Origin of the sequence: Zobellia alginiliquefaciens (assembly GCF_029323795.1) — a bacterium.
Classification (GTDB): Bacteria; Bacteroidota; Bacteroidia; order Flavobacteriales; family Flavobacteriaceae; genus Zobellia; species Zobellia alginiliquefaciens.
Genome location: NZ_CP119758.1, coordinates 1,583,935 through 1,606,534, shown reverse-complemented (window position 1 = coordinate 1,606,534; position 22,600 = coordinate 1,583,935). Strand labels below are relative to the sequence as shown.

Genomic DNA, 22,600 nt, shown 5'->3' with positions numbered 1-22,600 from the left:
TTTAATCCATATTTAAAATAGAAGTACCGTATTTACATGAATATTGAAAAAAGCGAAGTTCAGATGTGTGTCCGTTATTGGCTAATCCTGATTTTTATATCCGGTTTTCTTAAAAGTTTTGCTCAAGAGCAAGTACCTTATATTCCTTTAGAAAAGAACCTCGATTCAATCTGGGTGAAATCGCTATACGAAAAAGGGGAACGTAAAATATATACGGGCGATGAGCTTAATTATATTTACATGCCTTGTGGTGGAATCGGCGCTGGACAAGTCAATGTAACCTCCGATGGAAGGCTAGCCTTTACCGAATCGGTCTATAATGTTTTAGAACGACCGAATAGTGGTCATGGTTTATCAACAGGGTACAATTACCTGCATCCTGAGATGCCCACATCCAAAATAGAAAACTCCTTTTCCCTAAAAATTGAGACTGAAAAGGGTTCTGAAAGCACCTTTGAATTGAATAACAGTGATTTTGACGATATTCGTTTTATTGGCGAGTACCCAATGGCCCAAATTCAATACAGAAGTAAAAACAGTGATATTCCTTTGCAGGTAAATGCAGAAGTTTTTTCCCCTTTTGTGCCCTTGAGCGTCCGTAGTTCTGCAAACCCGGTCACCGTAATTAAATACACTGTTGAAAATAAAAGCAGCGAAAAACTAAAAGTTTCCGTTGATGGATTTCTGAAAAATATCGAATTTCCTGATGCGTCAAAAGTGTCTCATGTTAACTCGGTCTTTAGAAAAAAGAACTTATCCGGAGTTTCTTTTGAAATGCAACCGAAAGTGAAAGATAGTGCTTTGGCCAAGCATCCTCAATTGGGAGGTTTTTCCTTAAGTGTCTTAGATCATAAGGCTCAGTTATTGGTGAGTGAAGACCCTAATGCAGGTAATTTGAAAGTTTATGTTTCAGATAGCCCAGAATGGGGAAAAGTAGGGTCGACCGTCAATTTAAAACCTGGTCAGGCCAAAGAAATTACTTTTTTAGTGAGTTGGTACTTTCCTAATAAATATGAAAATGGGAAAAGATATAAAGATGCCATGGCAGAGGCACCGGGTTGGGTAGGTCACATTTACAACAACTGGTATTCAAATTCCTTCGAAGTTGCTGAATATATTGCCCTAAACTTTGATCGTTTATATGAGGAAACCGAGCGATTTAACAAAACGTATTTTAATACCACTTTACCATATTGGCTGGCCAACCGAATTACTATGCCAGTCTCAACCTTGGCCGCGGGTAACATTTCTATTTGGGAAAATGGGCGCTTATATGGTTACGAGGGTATCGGTTTCTGCCAAGGCACTTGCGGTCATGTGTACAATTTTGTAACTGCTATCTCTAAACTGTTCCCAGAATTGGAACGTTCGGTACGTTTGTTACAAGACTTCAATAGTACCGAAAAATACAGTGGTTTTAGTCCGTCCGGTAGAATCAATTTTAGAGGGTACGGAGTAAACAAGCCAGAAGTTCCCCATAGTTACGCCTCAGATGCCCAGAGTGGGTATGTATTAAAGGCTTATCGTGAACATTTAAATTCTCCGAACAATGAATTCTTGGATACGGTTTGGGAGAAAGTAAAAATGGCAATCGGATATCATATTTTTAAAGATGGTGCAGAAATCGGTCTAGAACCAAATGGGGTATTGGAAGGTGAACAGACCTTTTGGGATCCCATGTGGTACGGCCCCAATCCGTATAACAACACTTTATACCTTGCCGCATTACGGGCGGCCGAAGAGATGGCCAAGGTAAAAGGAGAACCTGAACTGGCCAGTCGTTACCATAAACTATTTGAATCTGGACAAAAGTTTATGAACGAAGAAATGTGGAACGGTCAGTTTTATGTCCACCTCTACCCTGTGGGCCTTAACGGAAATGTTGGCGTAAAAAACGGATTTAAATTACCTTCGGAAATAGATGATAATGCAGAGAGCTACATAAAGGCGTTCAATGCAGGCCAATCGGGCTATTATAAAGGTACCGCTTGTGATGCTCAACAATTGTTCGGTCAGAATTGGGCACATCAACTTGGTTTGGGTTATATTCTTGAACCTGAAAAGGTAAAAAAAGCCGCACAAAACATTTTTAAGTATAATTGGACACCAGACATAGCTACCATCTATAATTTCGAAAAACCAAATGCCAGAACGTTGGCAGCTACCGGAGAGGCGGCTATGATAAATGGGGGATGGTCTAATGAGAGACCCAAAGAGTTTGAGAATACCCATGACAAAACCAATGTTTGGACCGGGCTTGAATACGAAGCATCTTGTGATATGATCAACGAAAGTCTTTTAGACGAAGCACTGGTAGCACTAAAGTCCATTGACGATAGATATGACGGAGCAAAAAGAAGTCCGTGGAACGAGGTGGAAGGATCAAATCACTACTCACGCGCCATGCACTCATGGAACGTATTGTTGTCTCTTAGCGGATTTACTTATGATGGTCCTCAAGGAAATATCGGTTTTAACCCTAGATTACGTCCTGATGATTTTAAAAGTTTCTTTTCCGCTGCTGAAGGTTGGGGGAGTTTCTCCCAGAATAGAGATGTTAAGGGGCAGACAAATACAATAGAGCTAAGCTATGGTAAACTAAAACTCAACGCAATTACGATTAATATAGATGATAGATTACATGTAAATAATATAGCGCTAAAGTTGAATGGAAAAACTATAAGATCCACCTATGAGCAAGATGGTCAAAAAATTAAAATTTTAATCGATAATGCTATTTTACTTCGGGCAAAAGATATATTAGACATCAATTTAAAGTAAATTAAAATGAAAAAATATATAGTTCTATCCCTCATGCTTTGTTTGGTTGTTGGATGTGTAGATACCAATCCTAATTCGCCAAAATTAGAGTCAATTAGAGAAAATGGCTCAACCTGGGAAGACGTTCTTCAGGGTCAGATAAAATTCTTAGGACATAGAAATTGGATTGTAGTGGTTGATGAGGCCTACCCGTTACAAAGCAGTCCGGGTATTACTATGGTTAGAAGTACTTCTGGGCATGTCCAGACCTTAGAGACAGTTAAGAAAGTTCTTGATCGGCAGGGGCATATAAAACCGATTGTTTATTTGGATAAGGAAATCGATTATATTGATGAAAACATGGCCAAGGGAATAACCGAATATCGTGAATCTTTAAAGGATGTAATTGGTGCAAATGAAGCCAAAAAGATAATTCATGAAGATATTATTGGCATGTTGGATAGAGCTTCTAAGCAATTTAATATTCTCGTAGTAAAAACTGATTTTACTATACCTTATACTTCTGTTTTTTTTGAACTTGATTGTAAATATTGGAATGCGGAATCGGAGAAAATAATGAGAGAAAAAATGGAAGAATCTAGCAAATAAAGGTATTGGACAAAAAAAAATTAATCCAATTCCAATTCTTTCACGTGAAGAATCTTTGAACTCAGTTCCATTCTGTCAATACCGTTTACTTCCATAAAGACCTCAAAATAGGCAGGTATTTTTCCTAAGTCGGCTTTCATTCGGTTTTCCAATTGCTGGACCAATATAGGGTTGGTGAAATTTTTCAGGCTCTGTGATGCGCCAGTATCCCACAAACCCGCAAAAACATAGATGGAATTATTGTTTGGTCCCGGCGCCTTTATGATTAAAGCGTAGTCCTTATGGTAGGTTTCAGCATCTCCACTGGGTTTAAAAAAGGTTGAGGTGTTCTTGAAATTAAAGTTATCCGTATCCGCATTGTAATTTATGCTGGTCTTGTTGATGTAATCTTTGAAAATACCTAGGGTCTTTGCCATTCCAACAACCATAAAGTCGTTTTCAGGAAGTTCTTTAGGGCTAAAACGTAAAACTGTACGCACGTTAAAGTCTTTATCTTTTGAAGTCAAAACTTTACCTACGTCCTTTACCCATTCAGTACTATTTCTAATTAGAAAACTATACTCCATAGGTTCATACTCATTTTTCAACGAGGAAGGAAGGGAGTCGTAGAGTTGAGTTTCTGAATTAATAAAGGGATTACGAATAACCTTTTCTTTATGGGTAGTGGTATTAATTTCACGATAAATAAAGAGGTCCCCCAATACCAATATCATTGGTTTTTTTGAATTGAAAATTTCGGTCCATAGGACAGACTCTGAAAAGGGGTTTGGCTGCCTATTTTTTGTCCAGAGAAACCAATTTCCGATAATTGATAAAAGGAGAACTGATGAGACTAAAAATAGAAGCTGTTTTTTGGTTATGATTTTATTTGATGGTTTGGGCTCTTTTTTTCTACTATCAAACTCTACTTTGTAACTCCCCTTTGGAATGCGCAGAATAATCTGGTCTTCTATCCCTTCCTTTTGGTAGTATGTTCTCAGTTTTTTTCTAAGATTATAAATGTAAACCCTAATGAGTGTACTCTGAGAAGGGTCAAATTCCTTTTTCCCAAATATTTCTGTGGCAATTGTGGTTTCTTTTGGCACGTCTTCCTCTATAGTGCATTGAACGAGGTACCTGAGCAAATTGGCATAAGTGGTTGAATTGCCAAAAGATTTGCTGGAAATTATTTTATTGACATACGTATGGTAATCCTTGGTATTCATAGCCTCAAAGAAGGAATTTTTTAAAGATAATTAAAATTATTAACAGTTAATGAAACTGTTTTTTAACTCATTAACAGTTAAAATGCGGTCGTATATTGAAGAAAATTCCAAAACCAATGCGATTCTTATCGAGATTTTTTTCTGTACTCTGCATCATGTTATTACACAGTTGTGGATGGAATGCACCTGACGAAATTGAAGAGGCAATGGCTAGATTGCCAGAGAAAATAGATTTCAATTACCATGTTAAACCTATTTTGTCCGATAAGTGTTTTGCTTGTCATGGACCGGATATGGCAAATCAAAAAGCGGGCCTTCGTTTAGATATTGCAGAAAGTGCATATGAGGCTTTAGAAGGTTCGGGAAAGCATCCTATTGTTCCTAATAAACCGGAAAAGAGCGAAGTTGTTACACGTATTTTATCTACTGATCCGGACATCACAATGCCGCCTCCAGAGTTTAATATTACACTTAGCAAAAATGAAATAGCCACCATCACAAAGTGGATTGAGCAAGGAGCGGAGTACAAGCCGCATTGGTCTTTTATAAATCCCCAAAAAGAAGGCGTTCCGAACATAGTGAATAAGGAATGGCCAAATAATACTGTTGACCAATTTGTTTTGGCCAAATTGGAAGGTAAAGGCTTAAGTCCTTCACAAAAAGGTTCAAAGGAACATCTCATTCGCCGCCTCAGTTTCAACTTAATAGGGTTGCCACCAACTTTGTTGCAAATTCAGGATTTCGTAAATGATACATTGCCGGATGCTTATGAAAAAGTGGTAGATCGCCTTTTGGCTTCACCTGCCTATGGAGAACGCATGGCTGCCGAGTGGATGGACGTTGCTCGTTATGCGGATAGTGATGGGTATTTGGATGATAAACATCGCGATTTTAGTCCGTATCGGGATTGGGTCATAAAGGCGTTTAATGAAAATATGTCGTACGAGCAGTTCGTAACATGGCAATTAGCGGGAGACCTTATAGAAAACCCATCGCAGGATAGTATTTTAGCAACGGCCTTTAATCGGTTACATAAAAAGAACTCTGAAGCGGGAATTGTTTTTGAGGAGTACCGGGTAGAGTATGTGGCGGATCGTACCTTGTCTGTTGGTAAAGCATTTTTAGGATTGAGTGTGGAATGTGCCAGATGCCATGACCATAAGTATGACCCGATCAGCCAAAAAGACCATTATGAGCTTTTTGCATTTTTCAATAGTACAAATGAGATTGGGACACCAGTGTATGGGCCGGGTCAAGTACCTGGACCTTCACTTTTATTGACCAATGACGAGCAAAAAGAGGTGTTGGAGTTCATTGATAGGGATATCAATCTAACACAAAAACAATTGATATCTGTTGAAAAGGAAACACCTGAGGAGGTACGTACTTGGTCTAAAAAACCATTGGTTCTGGAGACAGTGTTGCAAAAAAGCTTAAAAAAAGGATTGCAGGCCAGTTTAAATTTTGATTCGTTTTCATCAGAAGATAAGAAATCGTTCAGTACCGAAAATAGTGGGGGTGATGGACGGTCGGTAACCATCAAAGAGCCTATAATTGAGAATGGGATAAACGGAAAAGCTGTGTTTCTTGGTGATTATACCACTATGAGGATGCCCGGAAAAGTAGGATGGTTTGATCAATCCGATCCTTTCACCGTTTCCATAGCCGTTAAGCCGGATAGAAACTATGAAGAGGCCGCAATTTTCACGCATTCCGAAGAAGTTAGGCAAGGGCTAAAAGGGTATTCCATGCATCTAGAGGATAACAGGCTTAAGTTTATAATTGCGCGTTCCTGGCCATCCAATGCCATTCAAGTAAAAACGGAGGAATCTATACCTGAGAAAGAATGGAGCTCCGTAACCGTGTCCTATGATGGGTTGGGCAAAGCGGATGGGGTCAATATTTACGTAAACGGAAAAGAGGTGCCGGTAGAAATTGAAATAGACAACCTGTATAAATCTATACTGTTCAAGAAAAATGCGCATAACTACGCATTTAACGGTTTCACTGTAGGGGTAAGTGGCAAGTTTAAATCTTTTAAGGATGGCGGTGTGGATAATCTCAGGATTTATAACCGGCAACTATCGGATTTGGAAGTGCTTTACAGCATAGCCCCAAAAACGGCAATGGATAGAGTAAAAAGTAGTGAAAAGGAATTAATTACGGATTTCTATTATCTGAGTATAGACAAGGAAACGGAAAGGACAAGGATTAAACTGAAGGAACAAAGAGAAAAACAGATGGATGAACTGGAACCTATAAAAGAGATTATGGTTTTGGGAGATTTGCCAAAGCCCAGACCTACTTATATTCTTGATCGTGGGATGTACGATGCTCCTACGGAAGAAGTGCAGCCAGACGTGCCCGAAGCGGTAATGCCTTTTAGTGAAGATTTGCCAAGAAATAGATTAGGGTTGACCAAATGGTTGTTCGATAAGAACAATCCGTTAACAGCCAGAGTTTTTGTGAACCGTTTATGGCAAATGCATTTTGGACAAGGGTTGGTGGCCACTTCTGATGATTTTGGCAACCAGGGTAGTTTGCCCTCGCATCCTGAGCTATTGGATTGGCTTGCCGTAGCGTTTATGGAGTCCGGTTGGGATATCAAGAAAATACAAAAGTTAATCGTTATGTCTGCTACCTACCGGCAAAGCTCTGAACTAACCCCGGAATTGTTGGAGATCGATACGGACAATATTCTATTGGCGCGAGGACCTAGTATGCGAATGACTGCGGAAATGGTAAGGGACAATGCATTGGCTATCAGTGGGCTATTAGTTTCAAAAATTGGAGGAACAAGTGTTTACCCCTATCAGCCAGAAGGGCTTTGGGACGAAATTAGTAACAAACCTTGGCGTTACAAATACAAACAGCAGCCAGGGGAGGGTTTGTACCGAAGAAGTCTTTATACGATTTGGAAGCGAACCTCGGCACCACCGTCTATGCAAATTTTTGATGGCGGAGACCGTAGTGTTTGTACGGTTAAGAGAAGGGAGACCAGTACGCCATTACAAGCATTAGTGCTTTTGAACGATCCCCAATATATAGAAGCTTCATATGTCCTTGCCGAAAGTTTGATTGATGAGGTTGAAGAAAATAAAGAACTACAGTTAAAGAAGGCATTTCAGTTGAGTATAGGACGAAAGACCTCAAAAGAGGAATTATCGATTTTAAAGAAATTTCTTGACGAAGAGTTAGAGCGCTTTTCGAACAATAAAGAAGATGCGATCGCCTATTTGAATATGGGCGAAACCAAAATTAAAAACACCTCCGATCCTGTTAAAGTAGCAGCATTGGCAACGGTTATTAACGGAATTATGAATACTACCGAAGGATTCACCATACGATAAGAAGAAGATTATGAGAGATATTCATGAACAAAAAAAGTTTGAAGATACCCGTAGGGGGTTTTTAAAGAAGGCATCCTTGGGGTTTGGGTCTATTGCACTATCCAGTCTTTTAGGACCAACGGAATCCTTTGCCAACGATTTGTTGGTTTCCAAAAGGCCTTCGCTAGTAAATGCCAATGGAGGGGCATTGGGCGGAACCCATTTTCCCGCCAAGGCAAAGCGCATTATTTATTTATTTCAAAGTGGTGGTCCGTCTCAAATAGAAACGTTTGACTATAAACCTTCCTTGGCAAAATGGCATGGTCAGGAAATACCTGATTCGGTTAGGGGAACACAGCGTAATTCTGGAATGGTAACTTCGCAAAGTACTTTTCCCTTGGTGCAGTCCATTTTCGATTTTAAACAACATGGTCAATCCGGAGCTTGGGTGAGTGAACTTTTCCCCCATACTGCTGGTGTTGTAGATGACCTATGTATAATAAAATCAATGTATACCGAAGCCATTAACCATGAGCCGGCAGTTATGTTTATGCAAACGGGGTCCCAGTTAAGCGGGAGGCCTTCAATTGGGTCGTGGTTAAGTTATGGTTTGGGGAGTGATAATAAGGATTTACCCAATTTTGTAGTTATGCTTTCCAAAGGAGGAGGCGCCCAACCCTTAAGCTCGGCGGCATGGGGCAATGGATTTTTGCCTTCTCATCACCAAGGAGTTCAGTTTCGTTCTGGGAAAGATCCGGTGTTGTATTTGAACAATCCGCATGGGGTGCATGATCATGACCGTAGGCGTGCATTGGACTATATTTCCGAATTGAACAACCAACAGTATGATATCTGGAAAGATCCGGAAATTCAATCTAAAATAAATCAATATGAAATGGCGTACCGTATGCAGAATTCGGTGCCGGATGCTGTAGACACTTCCAATGAGCCGGACCATGTTTATGAATTATATGGTGAGGATGCTAAAATTCCGGGAACCTATGCTGCAAATTGTATTCAGGCAAGACGACTTGCTGAGAAGGATGTAAAATTCATTCAGTTGTATCACATGGGGTGGGATCAACATGGTGGTCTTCCCAATGGTATAAAAAGACAGGCATTGAGTACGGATCAAGCAACAGCTGGTTTAATTACGGATTTAAAACAACGTGGACTTCTAGAGGATACTTTGGTAGTTTGGGGCGGAGAGTTCGGGCGCACTAGTTTCTCGCAAGGTAGACTAACTGCGGAAAGTTATGGCAGGGACCATCACCCGGGTTGTTTTACCATGTGGATGGCGGGTGCAGGAGTGAAGGCGGGGATGGTCTACGGCGAAACCGATGATTTTAGTTATAATGTTTCTCGCAACGGGGTACATGTACATGATTTTCAGGCTACCCTAATGCATTTATTGGGTATAGATCATGAAAAGCTTACCTTTAAACACCAAGGGAGAAGATACCGTTTGACCGATGTTCATGGTCATGTAGTAAAAGATATTTTAGCCTAGTTAGCATGTCAACAAGAAGAGAATTCATGAAAAAAACAACCATGGGTACAGGAGGGCTTTTAGCAATGTCCACTGTGCCGTTCTATATTAATAATTCAAAAGTAAATCTGAGTGAAGAAATAATTGGTCACGGTGATTTTAAATATAGGGTTGAAGTGGGTTGGGGAGATTTAGATCCTAAAAAATATCCGGTTAACAATTGCCATGAAATGGTGATGGATAAAAAAGGTAGGCTAATTATGCTTACCGATCATGCTAAGAACAATGTGTTAATCTATGACAAATCTGGAGGGCTTTTGCATAGCTGGACACTCAATTTGCCGGGTGCACATGGCCTTACCATTCATGAGGAAGGTGGAGCTGAATTTTTATATATCACGGACCCTTCTCTAGGAAGGGTTATAAAGACCAATTTAGATGGTAGGGTTCTTTTAGAAATTGCATCACCTACTAAAATTGGAGCTTATGATCTGCATGCGCCTTTTAAACCAACGGAAACCGCTATTGGTCCAAACGGAAATATTTATGTGGCAGATGGGTATGGTTCTCAATTTATCTTGCAATACGATTCTAAAGGAAATTTCATTCGTAAATTTGGGGGTGATAGTTTTCTTTCTCCGGAAAAATTCAAACAAGCACATGGGGTTGTCGTAGATTATAGAGACCCTTCCAATCCCACTTTATTATGTACCGCGCGGATAAAAAATTCTTTCAAAAGATTTTCTTTGGAGGGTGATTATATTGAGGATTATTATATGCCCGGACTTTTCGTAAGTAGACCGGTAATAGATGGTGAAAATGTATATTCCGGGGTTTGCTTTGGAATGGAAGACGGTAATTTCAATATGCATGCGAACAAGGGCTTTGTAACCATTCTGGACAAGGATAATAAAGTAATCTCTAATCCGGGTGGTACTGAGCCGGTTTACGAGAACGGAAAATTAAAGTTAATGTTCCAAGAAAAACCCATTTTTAAGCATTGTCATGATGTGTGTGTAGACAATGATAAGAATCTATACGTTTGCCAATGGAATGCGGGTGGAGTCTATCCTTATAAACTACATAGGATTTAGAAACTAGTTTCATATATGAAACTAGTTGAAACCCATTAAAAGTTTGTTTTCTGTTTTTTAGGGTGTTAAGAAATGTAAGAAATCCTTATATTGTAGCTCTAAGATTGAACTCAAACTTTATGAAAGGACTGTTTTTAGTTGTATGTATTTCCGTTTTTGCTTCGTTTAGCGGATTCACTCAAGAGGAAACCGAATATAATCCCGAAGCCAAACTTTTAGAGTTGGGAATAGAACTTTCAAAACCTTCGGCCCCTATGGCCAATTATGTAAATGCGGTACGTACGGGAAATTTAATTTTTTTGGCGGGTAAAGGCCCAACTAAAGCTAATGGTGAAAATATAACCGGTAAACTAGGTGCGGACCTTACTATTGAGGAAGGGTATGAAGCCGCTAGAATTACGGCTATCAATCAAATTTCCGTCTTAAAATCGGAATTGGGAGACCTTAAAAAGGTAAAGCGTATTGTTAAGGTTCGCGGTATGGTAAATGCCGTTTCTGATTTTACGGATCAACCTAAAGTTATCAACGGATGTTCAGACTTAATGGTCCAGGTTTTTGGTGAACGCGGCAAACATGCTAGAGCTGCAGTAGGTATGGGTTCTTTGCCCGGTAATATTGCTGTAGAAATTGAAATGGTTGTTGAAGTAGAAGACTAGACCATGTACAGACAATTGTTAGCCAACTCTCTTTTTCAAAAGACCATTCTTTGTATTCTCATTCTCTTCAGCTTTAATAGTTGTAAATCCGATAAACCGGAACCGGAATTTTTGTTGCGAACCGCTCTTTTGGTGAACGAAGAACACACGTGGTTTAAGGCTTTCGTGTATTTTGGACAAATTCTTGAAGAACGAACCGAAGGGCGAATCAAGGTAGAGATTTATCCTTCCGAGCAGTTGGCCAAAGAAGTTGAGGCCATCAGGCTCATTCAGGCAGATGTTATAGATATGACCACTACGGGTTCTATCCTAACCAATTGGTTTGAGGTGGCCACCTTCTGTGAGCTTCCCTTTTTAATGCAGGATTCTACGGATATGAATAGATACATCAATGGCCCAATTGGTAAATTGATGGAGGAGGAAATGATAAACAAGGCCGGTTTGCGTTCACTAGGCCATTTTGAGCGTGGCCCTAGGTATTTAACATCCAACCGTCCAATCCGACATCCGGATGATTTAAACGGACTCATCGTAAGAATACCCAACGTTCCTTCTTTTGTTACGCTTTGGAAAGCTCTTGGGGCAAAACCTACGCCCATGGCCTTTTCGGAAGTTTTTACTTCTCTGCAACAAGGCACTATAGAAGCACAGGAAAATCCGTTTGCATTAATTAATAATGCAGGTTTTTCCGAAGTACAGAAATACTTGAACCTAACAAGCCATGTTGTAAGTTGGGTATATCCTGTTATAGGCGAAAAGCAGTTTCAAAGGCTGCCTCCGGATTTAAAGAAAATTTTCATGGAAGCCGCAAGGGATATGCAGGCGTACGAGCACCATCTTTTTCTAGAGAATGAGAAAAGTGTTCAAGAAGAATTAAAAGCAAAAGGCATGGAATTCATAGAGGTGGATAAAGATGCTTTTCAACAAAAATGTGAGGAAGCCATTTACAATAGCCTTTCGCCGGAAATGCAAAAAATTTACCGTCAACTGAAAACAGAAAAGGATGCTTCATAAAGCTATTGGACGTATTTTAAAAGTGGGTGCGTTGTTAAGTACATGGGGGCTAATTGCTACTGTATTATTACAAATTTTTTGCAGGTTTACACCGCTTGCCACCCCATCTTGGACGGAAGAAGCCTCAAGGCTCTTTTTTATCTATGCAACTTCTTTTGGTGCCGGTCTGGCCATGAAAAGTGACTATTATGTTCATTTGGATATGTTCTTTAGCCGGTTCCCTGTGCGTATGCAGCGTACATTGGTTAAGATTATTCCCGTAATCGTGTTGTTTTTGTTTATCGTTATGGCTATTTACTCTATCCATTTTGTGGTGTTGGGTATTCCTGAGAAGTCTCCCAGTATGGGTTTTAATATGGGCATTGCGTTTTTTAGCATGTTTATTATGTCGGCTTCTATTAGTTATTACTTGTGGAAAGGAATTCAGAAAAATTATAAAAATTCTAAAGCATGATTTGGATTCTCGTTCTTGTGTTTGTAGTCTGTCTTGTGTTGCGTTTTCCTATAGCCTTTGCGCTCGGACTGTCTTGTTTGAGTTATATTTTAGTAAAGGGTATTCCAATGATTATTGTACCTATGAAAATGTATGCGGGCATAGATGTGTTCGTGCTTTTGAGTGTTCCCGGTTTTATTATGGCGGGAAACCTTATGAATCAAGGAGGCCTAACGGAAAAAATCATCGCTTTTTGTAATCATTTATTAGGACATATTAGAGGTGGGCTTTCATTGGTGAACATTGGGGCATCAATGCTATTTGCCGGTATTTCCGGTACGGCTATCTCAGATACGGCAAGTATGGGGTCCATCATGATTCCCGCGATGAAAAAGGAAGGTTATGATACCGGTTTTTCATGTGCGGTAACGGCAGCTTCGTCTACCATAGGCCCTATTGTGCCTCCTAGTGTACCAATGATTATTGCCGCTACCTTAAGCGGACTTTCTGTTGGTAAACTATTTTTGGCAGGAGCCGTACCTGGTTTGCTTTTGGCTTTAGGATTGTTGATTACGGCCTATGTGATATCTGTAAAGAAAAATTACCCTAAACATAAGCGAAGTACCCTTAAGCAGGTGGGGCGTGGTTTTATTGATACGTTTTGGTCCTTATTGATGACCTTTATTATACTGTATGGCATTATTGGAGGAATATTCACCCCTACGGAGGCATCTATAATAGCCGTTGTGTATGCTTTGATTATTGGAAAGTTCGTTTACAGACGATTGAATTTTAAAAAGATTCAGGTAGTCTTTTTAGATAGTATGAAAACTTCCGCCTCATTGATGGTGCTGGTGGGTTTCGCTAATTTGTTCGGATATATTTTAATTACGGAACAGATTCCCCAAAGCATCTCAAACGAAATTTTAGGCTTTACGGATAACAAATATGTGGTGCTTTTACTTATCAACCTGCTTCTAATAATAGTGGGTACGTTTATGGAAACCATTGCCGCACTTCTGATTCTGTTTCCTATTCTATTGAAAGTGGCTTTGGCGGTAGATGTAGATCCAATTCATTTTGCGGTGATAGCGGTCTTAAACTTAATTATAGGTCTGACAACCCCACCGGTTGGCGTCTGTCTATTTGTTGCATCCAGTATTGGTAAAATTTCTATTGGCGAAGTCAGTAAGGCAGGACTTCCATTTTTGTTGGTCAGTTTTGTTGTGTTGATTTTGGTAACCTTATTTCCTTGGTTTTCGTTAGCTTTACCTAATCTGTTTTTAGACTAAAAATACGGTGTATGGCATGTATGGCGAGGTTTATTTTTTTCAGTTTGTTAATGGTAGTCACTACTTCCTTTGGTCAGGAGGGGTACATTTTAAAAGAGAATATAGCCTATTACCCAGAAGACGCTCAATCACAGGATACATACTTAAAAGAGCGCTGCAAGTTAGATGTTTACTATCCTAAGGATAATGTTAGTGCTCCCGTTGTAGTTTGGTTTCATGGCGGAGGATTGGAAAATGGAGAGAAGAATATTCCAGAGGGCCTGGAGGAAAAAGGTATTGTTGTTGTAGCCGTTAATTATAGGATGCATCCTAAGGTAAAACATCCTGTTTATATAGAAGATGCTGCAGCGGCAGTGGCCTGGGTTTTTAAGAATATCTCGGAGTATAATGGCAGTGCCAATAAGATTTTTGTTTCTGGTCATTCTGCTGGAGGGTATTTGGCCAGTATGGTAGGGCTGGATAAATCCTACTTGAAAAAACATAGTATAGATGCCAATAAAATTGCAGGTCTGGCTCCGTTAAGTGGGCATACCATAACCCATATGACCATTCGTAAGGAAATGGGAATAGAAGGCACCCAACCTATTGTTGACAAATATGCACCCTTGTTTCACGTTCGTAAAGATGCCCCTCCAATGTTGTTGGTAACTGGCAATCGTGAGTTGGAATTGCTAGGGCGTTATGAAGAGGTAGCCTATTTTTATAGGATGATGAAGGTTTTGGGACACACAAATGTTCAGCTCATGGAGCTTGATGGTTATGACCATATCATGGTCTATCCGGCATTGCCATTGATCGTTAATTTTGTAAAGGAAATAACAGAGTAGTTACAAAGGCTTTTTTACCTGAAAGGGTTTAAAAATTAGTTGTCCGGTTGTTTCAACACTTCTAAAAAAACTTTATTTTTGCCCTCTTGTTTTATGGGCCCCGTAGTTCAATGGATAGAATAGAAGTTTCCTAAACTTTAGATGCAAGTTCGATTCTTGCCGGGGTCACTTTTTGTAAAAACTGGACTTCACAAGCTCCAAAGTTGGTTTCCATGCCCTGTAAAAGCAATGTATTTAAAAAACAAGACCGCCTTAAAAAGCGGTTATGGAGGTCATTGTTTTAATCATTACGTGCTTGTGCAACGGTTACTTTTGTTGTCATTAGTAGCGACACGTTGGAGTAAACACTTTCCACTAAGTAGATTAGGATTCGATTCCGCAAAGATTCGAGAACGATTCTTTTTTGATTGCGCAGATTGACACGTTTTAAAATCAGTTCGGTTGTAAGGGAAGCTTACAATGCACCTCTCGGCGATTGCCTATAATCTGAAGAAGTACCTGAAGTTCGAACAAAAAAGTTCCAAAAGTGGGGCGGGACGGCTTAATTTGGCAGCCTTGGTAAAAAGTGCCCTTCAATACTTGTTCGGGACTTGCATAAAACATCGAAATTTCGTGCCTCGATTCTGACCCGAGATAAAAAAAGCTCAGTAAAGAGGCTTATGTGAATACGGTCCGTGGAGAATCAACGGCTTGTGCAACGGTTACCTTTGTTGTGTGTAGTTTTTATTCTTTTCATACTTGCATATTCAATTATTTTTCCACAAATAAAAACAAACAATGATATAATTCCAGAAAAAATAAGTCCAGTTATAAATGAAAAATTCCGTCCTGTATCTGAAATCATTTTTTGCATCGCTTCTTTTTGTTCAGTCGTGATTTCCTCTCCATTCAAGTCAAATTTTTGTAGAGTCAGTTCCGATGTAATGTCAGAATAAGTCGCTCCTCCAACAATCAGAAGATAAATTCCGAAAAATACAGTTGTGCTTATCCAAAACCATTTCCATTTTCCATTCGCGAATAACTTTTTTCTTTTCAGAAATATTATTCCCAAAGCCAATATTGAAATCAGGCTTGGAATTATTAAGTGATATGGTAAACTTATTTCGTTCATTAGTTTCGTCTCGGTTTTGTCAAATTACACATAACGGTTTAGCTATGCGTAGTGCGGAGGCAAGGAAACTTTTCGTTTCCGTCTACGCACGAAGCTAAAGCTTATTGTTTATTTTTTTTGTTCGAAAGCTAAATCCATAAGATTTGGCGGGCTTAGTAAATAAACCCAAGCCATTAAATTTAGCACTTTATGCCCTATTTGCTATAGGTATTGTTGTAATGCGTTATTTCTTTTTTAAAGTCCTGAATTTTATTATAATCTTCGATTCCTAATATGTCAATAAGTGGTAACCATCCAAGAATTCCATTTTTATGATAGTGCGTCAGTACTTCTTTAAAATGACTCAGCCTTTCAGATTCGGTTTGTAAAAAATTACATTTTATTTTTTGTCCATTTTTCAGTTCAAGAGTCATTACGTTGTTTAATCCATTGGACAAGTGTGGAGTGAATTCCAGCATAGAATTAACAAACATTCCTCTAATATCATATGCTTGAGTAAAGTCCAATTTTGATATTTGAGATAGGTTATAATTTGTCTCGTCCACTTGTATTCTGTCTTCCCAAAAAGTCAATTTACCGCAATATTTACCTATTTCTCGTTCATAGCGAAAGAAGGTGCTAATCATAAGTCCGATTACATAAACTAGCCATAGAATTAATAGAATAGTGTCCCAACCATTATAATCATATCCGCGAGATTGCTTTAAATATGCCGTTAAAAATACCAAGGCTGTCCAAAAAATACCGACCAATTTTTCAGGAGAAATATAAATACCTTTTCTTTTTTGAAATATTCTAAGACTTCTAGGTCGCATTCTATAATTATTGCCAACATTAAATATATGGCAAGTTGGGCAGAAAATAAATGATTATTCTCGGTTTAGCCACAAGCTAAATCTTTTGTAATTTGTTTTAATTTTTTCTTTTAATACCAAATCAAAAGATTTGGCGACTTTGCAAATAGACAACAACCTTTTGATTAAGCACTTATCGCCCAATTTGCTATATAGTGTTAGGCAACGTTTTTATTCATCTAAATACATATCTGGTATATAATCTAAAAATCTAATACTTTTAATTGATTTACGGTCTAGATTAACTAATCCACCATAAAAGAACATTATAGGTTTTTGAAAATAGGGTCTTTTTTGTTCATCATATGTTTCTAAACTTCTCCATCTACTTTCTTCTATTTTTAAACTTTCCTTATATCCATTTTCATCTTTCTCAAAAACAACTCTAACCCATACTTTTAAGTTAGCGGTAAATTTATGTTTATTGTCATTTGAATCGATATAAGTATAATGTTCTAGCACTTCTACTTTTTCAATTTCAGATTCTTCAATTTTTTTGTCATAGCAATTTGAATTATACCTTTCGCTAACATAGCTCAAAAGTGCTCCGATATCTTTGCTTAAATCCTTCAGAATGCGATTAAAAGTAATTTTTTCTTTAATTAGTTCAGATGTTACAAAATCAAAATAGAACCCTTTTCTTTCTAAGAATTCTGGAATTGAATTTATTACCTCCAAATTATCAATTTTGTATTCCCTAAGGAGGTTTTGGAATATTTCATTTTTCCCAAAACCTTTGTCTTTAGTTATGAAAGTGACAATGCTTTTATTGAATGTAATTTTTCTACAACCAATCTTAGTTATCCTATCTTCGTTTTCTTCTTTTGCAAAGTTTAAAACAGAATCCCATATTAAATAATCTCTTATCTGAATATTACTATCTTTTGTTTCTTTACTATCTAATATGAATTTTGTAAGTACTAAACCACTAATTAAAGTAGGTCTTAAAACAGATATATTGTGATTATGAATGGGGTCTTTTTGTAAAGTGTCTCTAAAATTTTTAATTGCTTTGTCTAATTCCTTTTTTACACCACTTTCAATTTCATTAGGTGAATTAAAATATGGGTCGCGTACTAAATCTTTATTAGCTTTTATATAAGCACTTGTTTTGTAATTCAATACCGATTCATAATAGTTACTGAATTCTTCCAGCACTATGTCAGATAGCAAGACTTCGCCATCTGTATTCATTGTAAATGCGCAAAGATTTTTGTAATCCAAGTTTTCATTAAACTTAAGACCAAGTTCTCTATAAATTGAAGTATCTAAAACTACATAATTTGCCATTCTTTAAATGTTGCCTAACGTTTTAGCTATGAACAGTACGGGAGCAAACTGGCGTTTGCTTTCCGCCACGTACATAGGGAAATCTTTTGGTTTTGTTTTTTCTTTTTTATTTATTAATACGAAATCCCAAAGATTTCGCGACCTCATAAAAATACTCAAACCTTTCGTTTAAGCCCAAAGCCCGTATTGTTTATAGGTTTTGTGTGTGCCCAGTATGGGCATCTTTTAACTACAGAAAAGTAGTTAATTAATCTAGAGGGTGCAAGTCCCTTATGCGCTGGAGTAACGTCTGGAAGCATTAGTAAGTCGCAAGGGTGGTAACCGTGAGGTTACATCTGAAGAAAGCGAGACTACAAAACTCGGTACTGACGAACAGGAACCGTATACAGAGGCATATTTACTTGGGGTAAGCAAGCACATCATTGTAACGCCCTAAGAACATCAAAAGGGTAGATATGTAGATACGGCAGGGATCGAGCGAAAGAAGATGTTCTTACCTGGGGAGGTCTCCAAAGTTACGTGTAGCTACATGGAGAAGTCAGCAGAGGTCATAGTACTTACGGGAAACGAGCTAGGGCAGTACCCTAGAGGTCTCACAAACAAGGAAGGACCGAACGTAATTCTCTTCAAAATTCGCATAGGAGCACATGTTGTAGCCTATGCCTAAATTAGAAGATAGTGCCAAGGGTGAAAAGAGCCTTGGTTTGATGATTTACGAACCGCCGTATACGAGACCCGTACGTACGGTGGTGTGAGGGGTGCACTCCGTCATTTGATGGCGGAGCCATCCACTCGATTGTAAACAGTTATTTTACATAGCTTCTATTTTCTATGCTTTCAGAGTTCCATTGAATATCAATAATCCATTTTCCAAATTTTGAGCATTCTAGATAAATTTCATCTCCAATGTTTACTTTTTCAAAAGTATTTTTACTAACCGCATAAGTAGTTAAAAACTCATTGTCATTAAAATATATTGCATACCCCGAAATAAAATACGAACCAGCTTTTTTAGTCAACTTTTTATTTTCAATTTTAAGTTTAGTTATTATTTTCTTCTTTTGATTAAGATCTCTTATCAGGCTGTTAGGACTAAAAAATAATCCTAAGAGATTTAATAGACCCATAAAAAGAAAAAATCCAAGAATTATTAAAAACATCAATGTACCTATTTGAAAGGGTTTGGAGTGACTATCATAAACGAGGTAAAAAATGAAAGAGAATATAGTACCAAAAAAAAGCATTCCAAATATTGAACTAATCCATTTATTATAGATTTTTTTCAATTCTTTTTGATTCATTTTTACTTCTTTAAAACTCATTTAATGATAATTGTTTACAACGTAGGAATATAGATCATATGATCTATATATATTATATATGCGGAACTAAGATAAGAGATCTTTTATGCTTTTAAACGAGGTTTCTGCCACATGAGTGTAAATTCTCTTGGTAACGATTGACCTGCACCAACTATAATAAAGCAAGACGGAGAAAATAGGTGAGGATTACTTGGTGAGATTATATGTAGGAAAGTTTTGGGCCGAACATATAATAGAAATAGAATACCGGTTTAATCTAACGAAGCAGTTTCTTATGTGCTTTATACACTTTTCTTTAGATGCAATGTACACGTTGGCTATAGCGGAACTAAAATTACAAATGGAAAATATTGTAATCAGTACGTTTTGGTAATACCTCAAAAATAGCGGTAGCAACTAAAGTGCTGTTGTTGCCAAGGTCAGTAGCTTTAAAGATTACTAAATTTCATAGACATCGAATTTTTTCACCAATTCGTCTATCCTCTTTTTATTTTCTTCTAGCTTTTCCTCAAGTTCTTTAATCTGTTCTTTCGTAAGGGGGTTCATACCATCATTATTATGATTGTCCGTTTATAACGGCGCATGAAGGCTTACATTGTGTTTTATTTTTATCAATTACGATATTTTTATCATAAGAATTGTTGATAACTTGTTTTCGTATTATATAATTTTAGCTTTTTCTCTTTGCCCAAATCTCATACATAGGTTCTCCTTTGCTATTGTTTCCGGTATGATGCCAGTCGTTTTCTTTTAGGTTATAGTCAAATTTTAAAGTGGCTCCAACCCGTGAATCATCTTTGGAGAAAAATTCAATATGCTCCGTGTATTTACCATCTTTTGATGTAAAAGAACCACCGCCTGTGCCGGAAAATTTCATAGTTTCGGTTTGGTAGGCAATCCATTGAAAACGGCCGTTAGTTAAAACTTTTAGTGTCTTTCTGGGGTTTTCCTCTCCTCTTCGCTCTTGTCCTTCATCCGGCCCACGGGTAGCAAACAACCATTGCCCGTCTAAATCTTGGGACTGGGAAGGGATTGGGGTAAACACCTTTTCTGATTTCATGTCCAGAACTAGCTTCTCCCCATCTTGTCTAAAAGGGATGCTCAGCTTTCGGAGTTCATCATTTTGGTAATTGGAATTGAATTCTAACAAAACCACGAGTCGGTTCCCTTCAATCTTGGCAAAACCGCCACGGGTCATTCTAAAATGAGCAGGGTTCTTTTCATACGCAGTATGTATAAAATAATCACCATCCCAATGAAGCTCATGAGTAATTGTTTTTTCATCTATTTTCTCTTCAGAAAAGTAGGTTTTTGACGGTACTTGGGCATGTAGTATGCTCATTGAGGTCAAAAGAAGACCTAAAATGATACCGGTAACGTGTTTTTTTATGCTATTTTTCATTTTTCTTATGGTGTTTTAAAGACTTAAAAATAAGGGATTTGCACTGTATTTCATAACATTTTTTAAGCTGTAAAAACTTTTTTTATCGTTTTATCGTAATTTCTTCGAAAACGCTTGTTTTTACATTTTTTTTGTTTTCATTTGTCCTGTCTTTAGCGAGTTAAAACTGAAGGCATTTTGAGCTTTTAGCTGAACAACATGCAATGTGTTTCTATGTTCGGGCTATGGGAGATTAGGAAGTCAAATCTCATAGCAACCCATCAGATGGGCGGCCGAATTTTAAAGCTAACTTCCGATTTCTTCACTTCAATTGTGCAAAGCCAGCACAACTATTTTTTTATTCCTACTACTCAGGAACAAATTCTTATATGATACCATCGGTAACAATTTCATAACTTATATAGCACACATTAGTTAAAAAATATCCCGATTTTCATTCACAAGAATTCACAATGAACAATAAATATATCGATCTAATCGATCAGACTTACTTTTTCCCTCAAGAAGAGTTTACACTTGAGAACGAGCATTTAAAATTTCACAATATACCACTCCAAGAGTTGGTTGAGAAATATGGTAGCCCGTTAAAATTCACCTATTTGCCTAAAATATCCGACAATATCAATAAGGCTAAAAATTGGTTTGCAAAGGCTATTGAAAAGAACGCGTACAAAGGTAAATACCATTATTGCTACTGTACTAAAAGTTCTCATTTTCAACATGTTTTGCATGAGGCGCTTAAAAATGATATACATATTGAAACGTCTTCTGCTTTTGATATTAATATAGTTGAGCAACTAAAAAAAGATGGCAAACTAAAAGATAGTGCATACGTTATCTGTAACGGTTTTAAACGCGAGCAGTATATTGATAATATTGCTAGACTTATTAATAATGGACACAAAAACTGTATACCGATAATCGATAATTATGAAGAAATCGATTTGCTATCGGATGCAATTGATGATACTTTTAAAATAGGTATTCGTATAGCTTCGGAAGAAGAGCCCAAATTTGAGTTCTACACGTCCCGTTTAGGCATTGGCTACAAAAATATTGTGCCTTTTTATGAAAACCAGATTAAAGATAATGACAAGGTGGAGCTGAAGATGCTTCACTTTTTCATCAACACCGGTATTCGTGATAATGCGTATTATTGGAACGAATTGGTTAAATGTTTAAAGGTGTACACCAGATTAAAAAAGATCTGTCCGTCTTTAGATAGTTTAAACATAGGGGGCGGTTTCCCAATTAAAAATTCCTTGGCTTTTGAGTACGATTATCAATATATGATCGATGAGATTTTAAATCAAATCAATATTACTTGCCAAGAAGCAGATGTGCCCGTACCTCATATTTTTACAGAGTTCGGGAGTTTTACCGTAGGTGAGAGTGGTGGAGCTATTTATGAAATTCTTTACCAGAAACAACAGAACGACCGTGAAAAATGGAATATGATAGATTCATCTTTCATTACCACTTTGCCAGATACATGGGCTATTAACAAACGTTTCATCATGTTGCCTATTAACCGTTGGAACGATGAATATGAGCGTGTGCTTTTAGGCGGGCTAACGTGTGATAGTGATGACTATTACAACAGTGAGCAAAACATGAACGCTATTTATCTTCCAAAATATAGAAGGGATAAGCCTTTGTATATAGGCTTTTTTAACACAGGGGCTTACCAAGAGACTATAGGAGGTTATGGTGGTTTGCAACACTGTCTGATTCCACAGCCTAAACATATATTGATAGATAAAGATGCCGAGGGCAACTTTACCTATGAGCTTTTTAGTCCGCAACAAAAAGCGGAGGATTTACTTAGTATCTTAGGTTACGAAACTGGGAAATCTGCAAATAAGGGCAGTGAAGCTGGTATTGAAAATAAAATTACATCAAACCTATAAATT

Annotated in this window: 18 protein-coding genes and 1 tRNA gene; 13 read left to right on the top strand and 6 right to left on the bottom strand. The window is 37.8% G+C overall.

The window, feature by feature from the left end; genetic code table 11:
* The first annotated feature begins 36 nt into the window (after window positions 1–36).
* Together P0077_RS06870 and P0077_RS06865 are read left to right on the top strand one after the other, a co-directional pair.
* Window positions 37–2,781: a GH116 family glycosyl hydrolase gene (locus P0077_RS06870; RefSeq protein ID WP_276168388.1), complete on the top strand. Its 2,745-nt coding sequence runs from the start codon at window positions 37–39 to the stop codon at window positions 2,779–2,781.
* Window positions 2,782–2,787: 6 nt separating this feature from the next.
* Complete coding sequence (locus tag P0077_RS06865; RefSeq protein WP_276168387.1) at window positions 2,788–3,369, top strand: RbsD/FucU domain-containing protein; 582 nt, start codon at window positions 2,788–2,790, stop codon at window positions 3,367–3,369.
* A 20-nt stretch (window positions 3,370–3,389) separates the two neighbouring features.
* Here P0077_RS06865 and P0077_RS06860 read toward each other — a convergent pair whose 3' ends face one another.
* Complete coding sequence (locus P0077_RS06860) at window positions 3,390–4,574, bottom strand: helix-turn-helix domain-containing protein (RefSeq protein WP_276168386.1); 1,185 nt, start codon at window positions 4,572–4,574, stop codon at window positions 3,390–3,392.
* Window positions 4,575–4,729: 155 nt separating this feature from the next.
* Here P0077_RS06860 and P0077_RS06855 point away from each other — a divergent pair, with 155 nt between their 5' ends.
* The 9 genes from P0077_RS06855 to P0077_RS06815 all read left to right on the top strand — a co-directional run bounded on the left by P0077_RS06855 (window position 4,730) and on the right by P0077_RS06815 (window position 14,876).
* Window positions 4,730–7,924, top strand: a complete 3,195-nt coding sequence (locus tag P0077_RS06855) for a DUF1553 domain-containing protein (protein ID WP_276168385.1) — start codon at window positions 4,730–4,732, stop codon at window positions 7,922–7,924.
* 10 nt (window positions 7,925–7,934) lie between these two features.
* The gene (locus tag P0077_RS06850) at window positions 7,935–9,413 is read left to right on the top strand and encodes a DUF1501 domain-containing protein (RefSeq protein ID WP_194528991.1); all 1,479 of its coding nucleotides are present in this window, start codon (window positions 7,935–7,937) and stop codon (window positions 9,411–9,413) included.
* Between the two features lie 26 nt (window positions 9,414–9,439).
* Window positions 9,440–10,486, top strand: a complete 1,047-nt coding sequence (locus P0077_RS06845) for an NHL repeat-containing protein (protein WP_276168384.1) — start codon at window positions 9,440–9,442, stop codon at window positions 10,484–10,486.
* A gap of 119 nt (window positions 10,487–10,605) precedes the next feature.
* Window positions 10,606–11,142, top strand: coding sequence for a RidA family protein (locus P0077_RS06840; protein ID WP_276168383.1), 537 nt, complete (start codon window positions 10,606–10,608; stop codon window positions 11,140–11,142).
* Window positions 11,143–11,145: 3 nt separating this feature from the next.
* The gene (locus P0077_RS06835; protein WP_276168382.1) at window positions 11,146–12,156 is read left to right on the top strand and encodes a TRAP transporter substrate-binding protein; all 1,011 of its coding nucleotides are present in this window, start codon (window positions 11,146–11,148) and stop codon (window positions 12,154–12,156) included.
* Window positions 12,146–12,610 (top strand): TRAP transporter small permease, encoded by a 465-nt coding sequence (locus P0077_RS06830; protein ID WP_276168381.1) that lies wholly within the window; start codon window positions 12,146–12,148, stop codon window positions 12,608–12,610. The genes P0077_RS06835 and P0077_RS06830 overlap by 11 nt, the downstream gene beginning before the upstream one ends.
* Complete coding sequence (locus P0077_RS06825; RefSeq protein ID WP_276168380.1) at window positions 12,607–13,881, top strand: TRAP transporter large permease; 1,275 nt, start codon at window positions 12,607–12,609, stop codon at window positions 13,879–13,881. The genes P0077_RS06830 and P0077_RS06825 overlap by 4 nt, the downstream gene beginning before the upstream one ends.
* An 11-nt stretch (window positions 13,882–13,892) precedes the next feature.
* Window positions 13,893–14,708: an alpha/beta hydrolase gene (locus P0077_RS06820; protein ID WP_276168379.1), complete on the top strand. Its 816-nt coding sequence runs from the start codon at window positions 13,893–13,895 to the stop codon at window positions 14,706–14,708.
* A gap of 96 nt (window positions 14,709–14,804) precedes the next feature.
* A tRNA-Arg gene (locus P0077_RS06815) sits at window positions 14,805–14,876 on the top strand.
* A 514-nt stretch (window positions 14,877–15,390) separates the two neighbouring features.
* Here the strand turns inward: P0077_RS06815 and P0077_RS06810 are convergent.
* The 3 genes from P0077_RS06810 to P0077_RS06800 form a co-directional block, all read right to left on the bottom strand.
* Window positions 15,391–15,819 (bottom strand): hypothetical protein, encoded by a 429-nt coding sequence (locus P0077_RS06810; protein WP_276168378.1) that lies wholly within the window; start codon window positions 15,817–15,819, stop codon window positions 15,391–15,393.
* Between the two features lie 194 nt (window positions 15,820–16,013).
* On the bottom strand, window positions 16,014–16,634 hold the full coding sequence (locus tag P0077_RS06805; protein ID WP_276168377.1) for a hypothetical protein: 621 nt from the start codon (window positions 16,632–16,634) through the stop codon (window positions 16,014–16,016).
* A gap of 210 nt (window positions 16,635–16,844) precedes the next feature.
* Window positions 16,845–17,963 carry a PIN domain-containing protein gene (locus P0077_RS06800; RefSeq protein ID WP_276168376.1) on the bottom strand — a complete coding sequence of 373 codons (1,119 nt, stop codon included), beginning with the start codon at window positions 17,961–17,963 and terminating at the stop codon, window positions 16,845–16,847.
* A 529-nt stretch (window positions 17,964–18,492) separates the two neighbouring features.
* Here P0077_RS06800 and P0077_RS06795 point away from each other — a divergent pair.
* A complete protein-coding gene (locus P0077_RS06795; protein ID WP_158499738.1) occupies window positions 18,493–18,630 on the top strand; it encodes a hypothetical protein in 138 nt (45 codons plus the stop codon).
* Window positions 18,631–18,769: 139 nt separating this feature from the next.
* Here the strand turns inward: P0077_RS06795 and P0077_RS06790 are convergent, their stop codons facing one another.
* A complete protein-coding gene (locus P0077_RS06790) occupies window positions 18,770–19,285 on the bottom strand; it encodes a hypothetical protein (RefSeq protein WP_276168375.1) in 516 nt (171 codons plus the stop codon).
* Window positions 19,286–19,955: 670 nt separating this feature from the next.
* Window positions 19,956–20,687, bottom strand: coding sequence for a DUF4488 domain-containing protein (locus tag P0077_RS06785; RefSeq protein WP_276168374.1), 732 nt, complete (start codon window positions 20,685–20,687; stop codon window positions 19,956–19,958).
* 452 nt (window positions 20,688–21,139) lie between these two features.
* Between P0077_RS06785 and P0077_RS06780 the strand changes: the two genes are divergently transcribed.
* Window positions 21,140–22,597, top strand: coding sequence for an arginine decarboxylase (locus tag P0077_RS06780; RefSeq protein ID WP_276168373.1), 1,458 nt, complete (start codon window positions 21,140–21,142; stop codon window positions 22,595–22,597).
* Window positions 22,598–22,600: the final 3 nt, after the last annotated feature.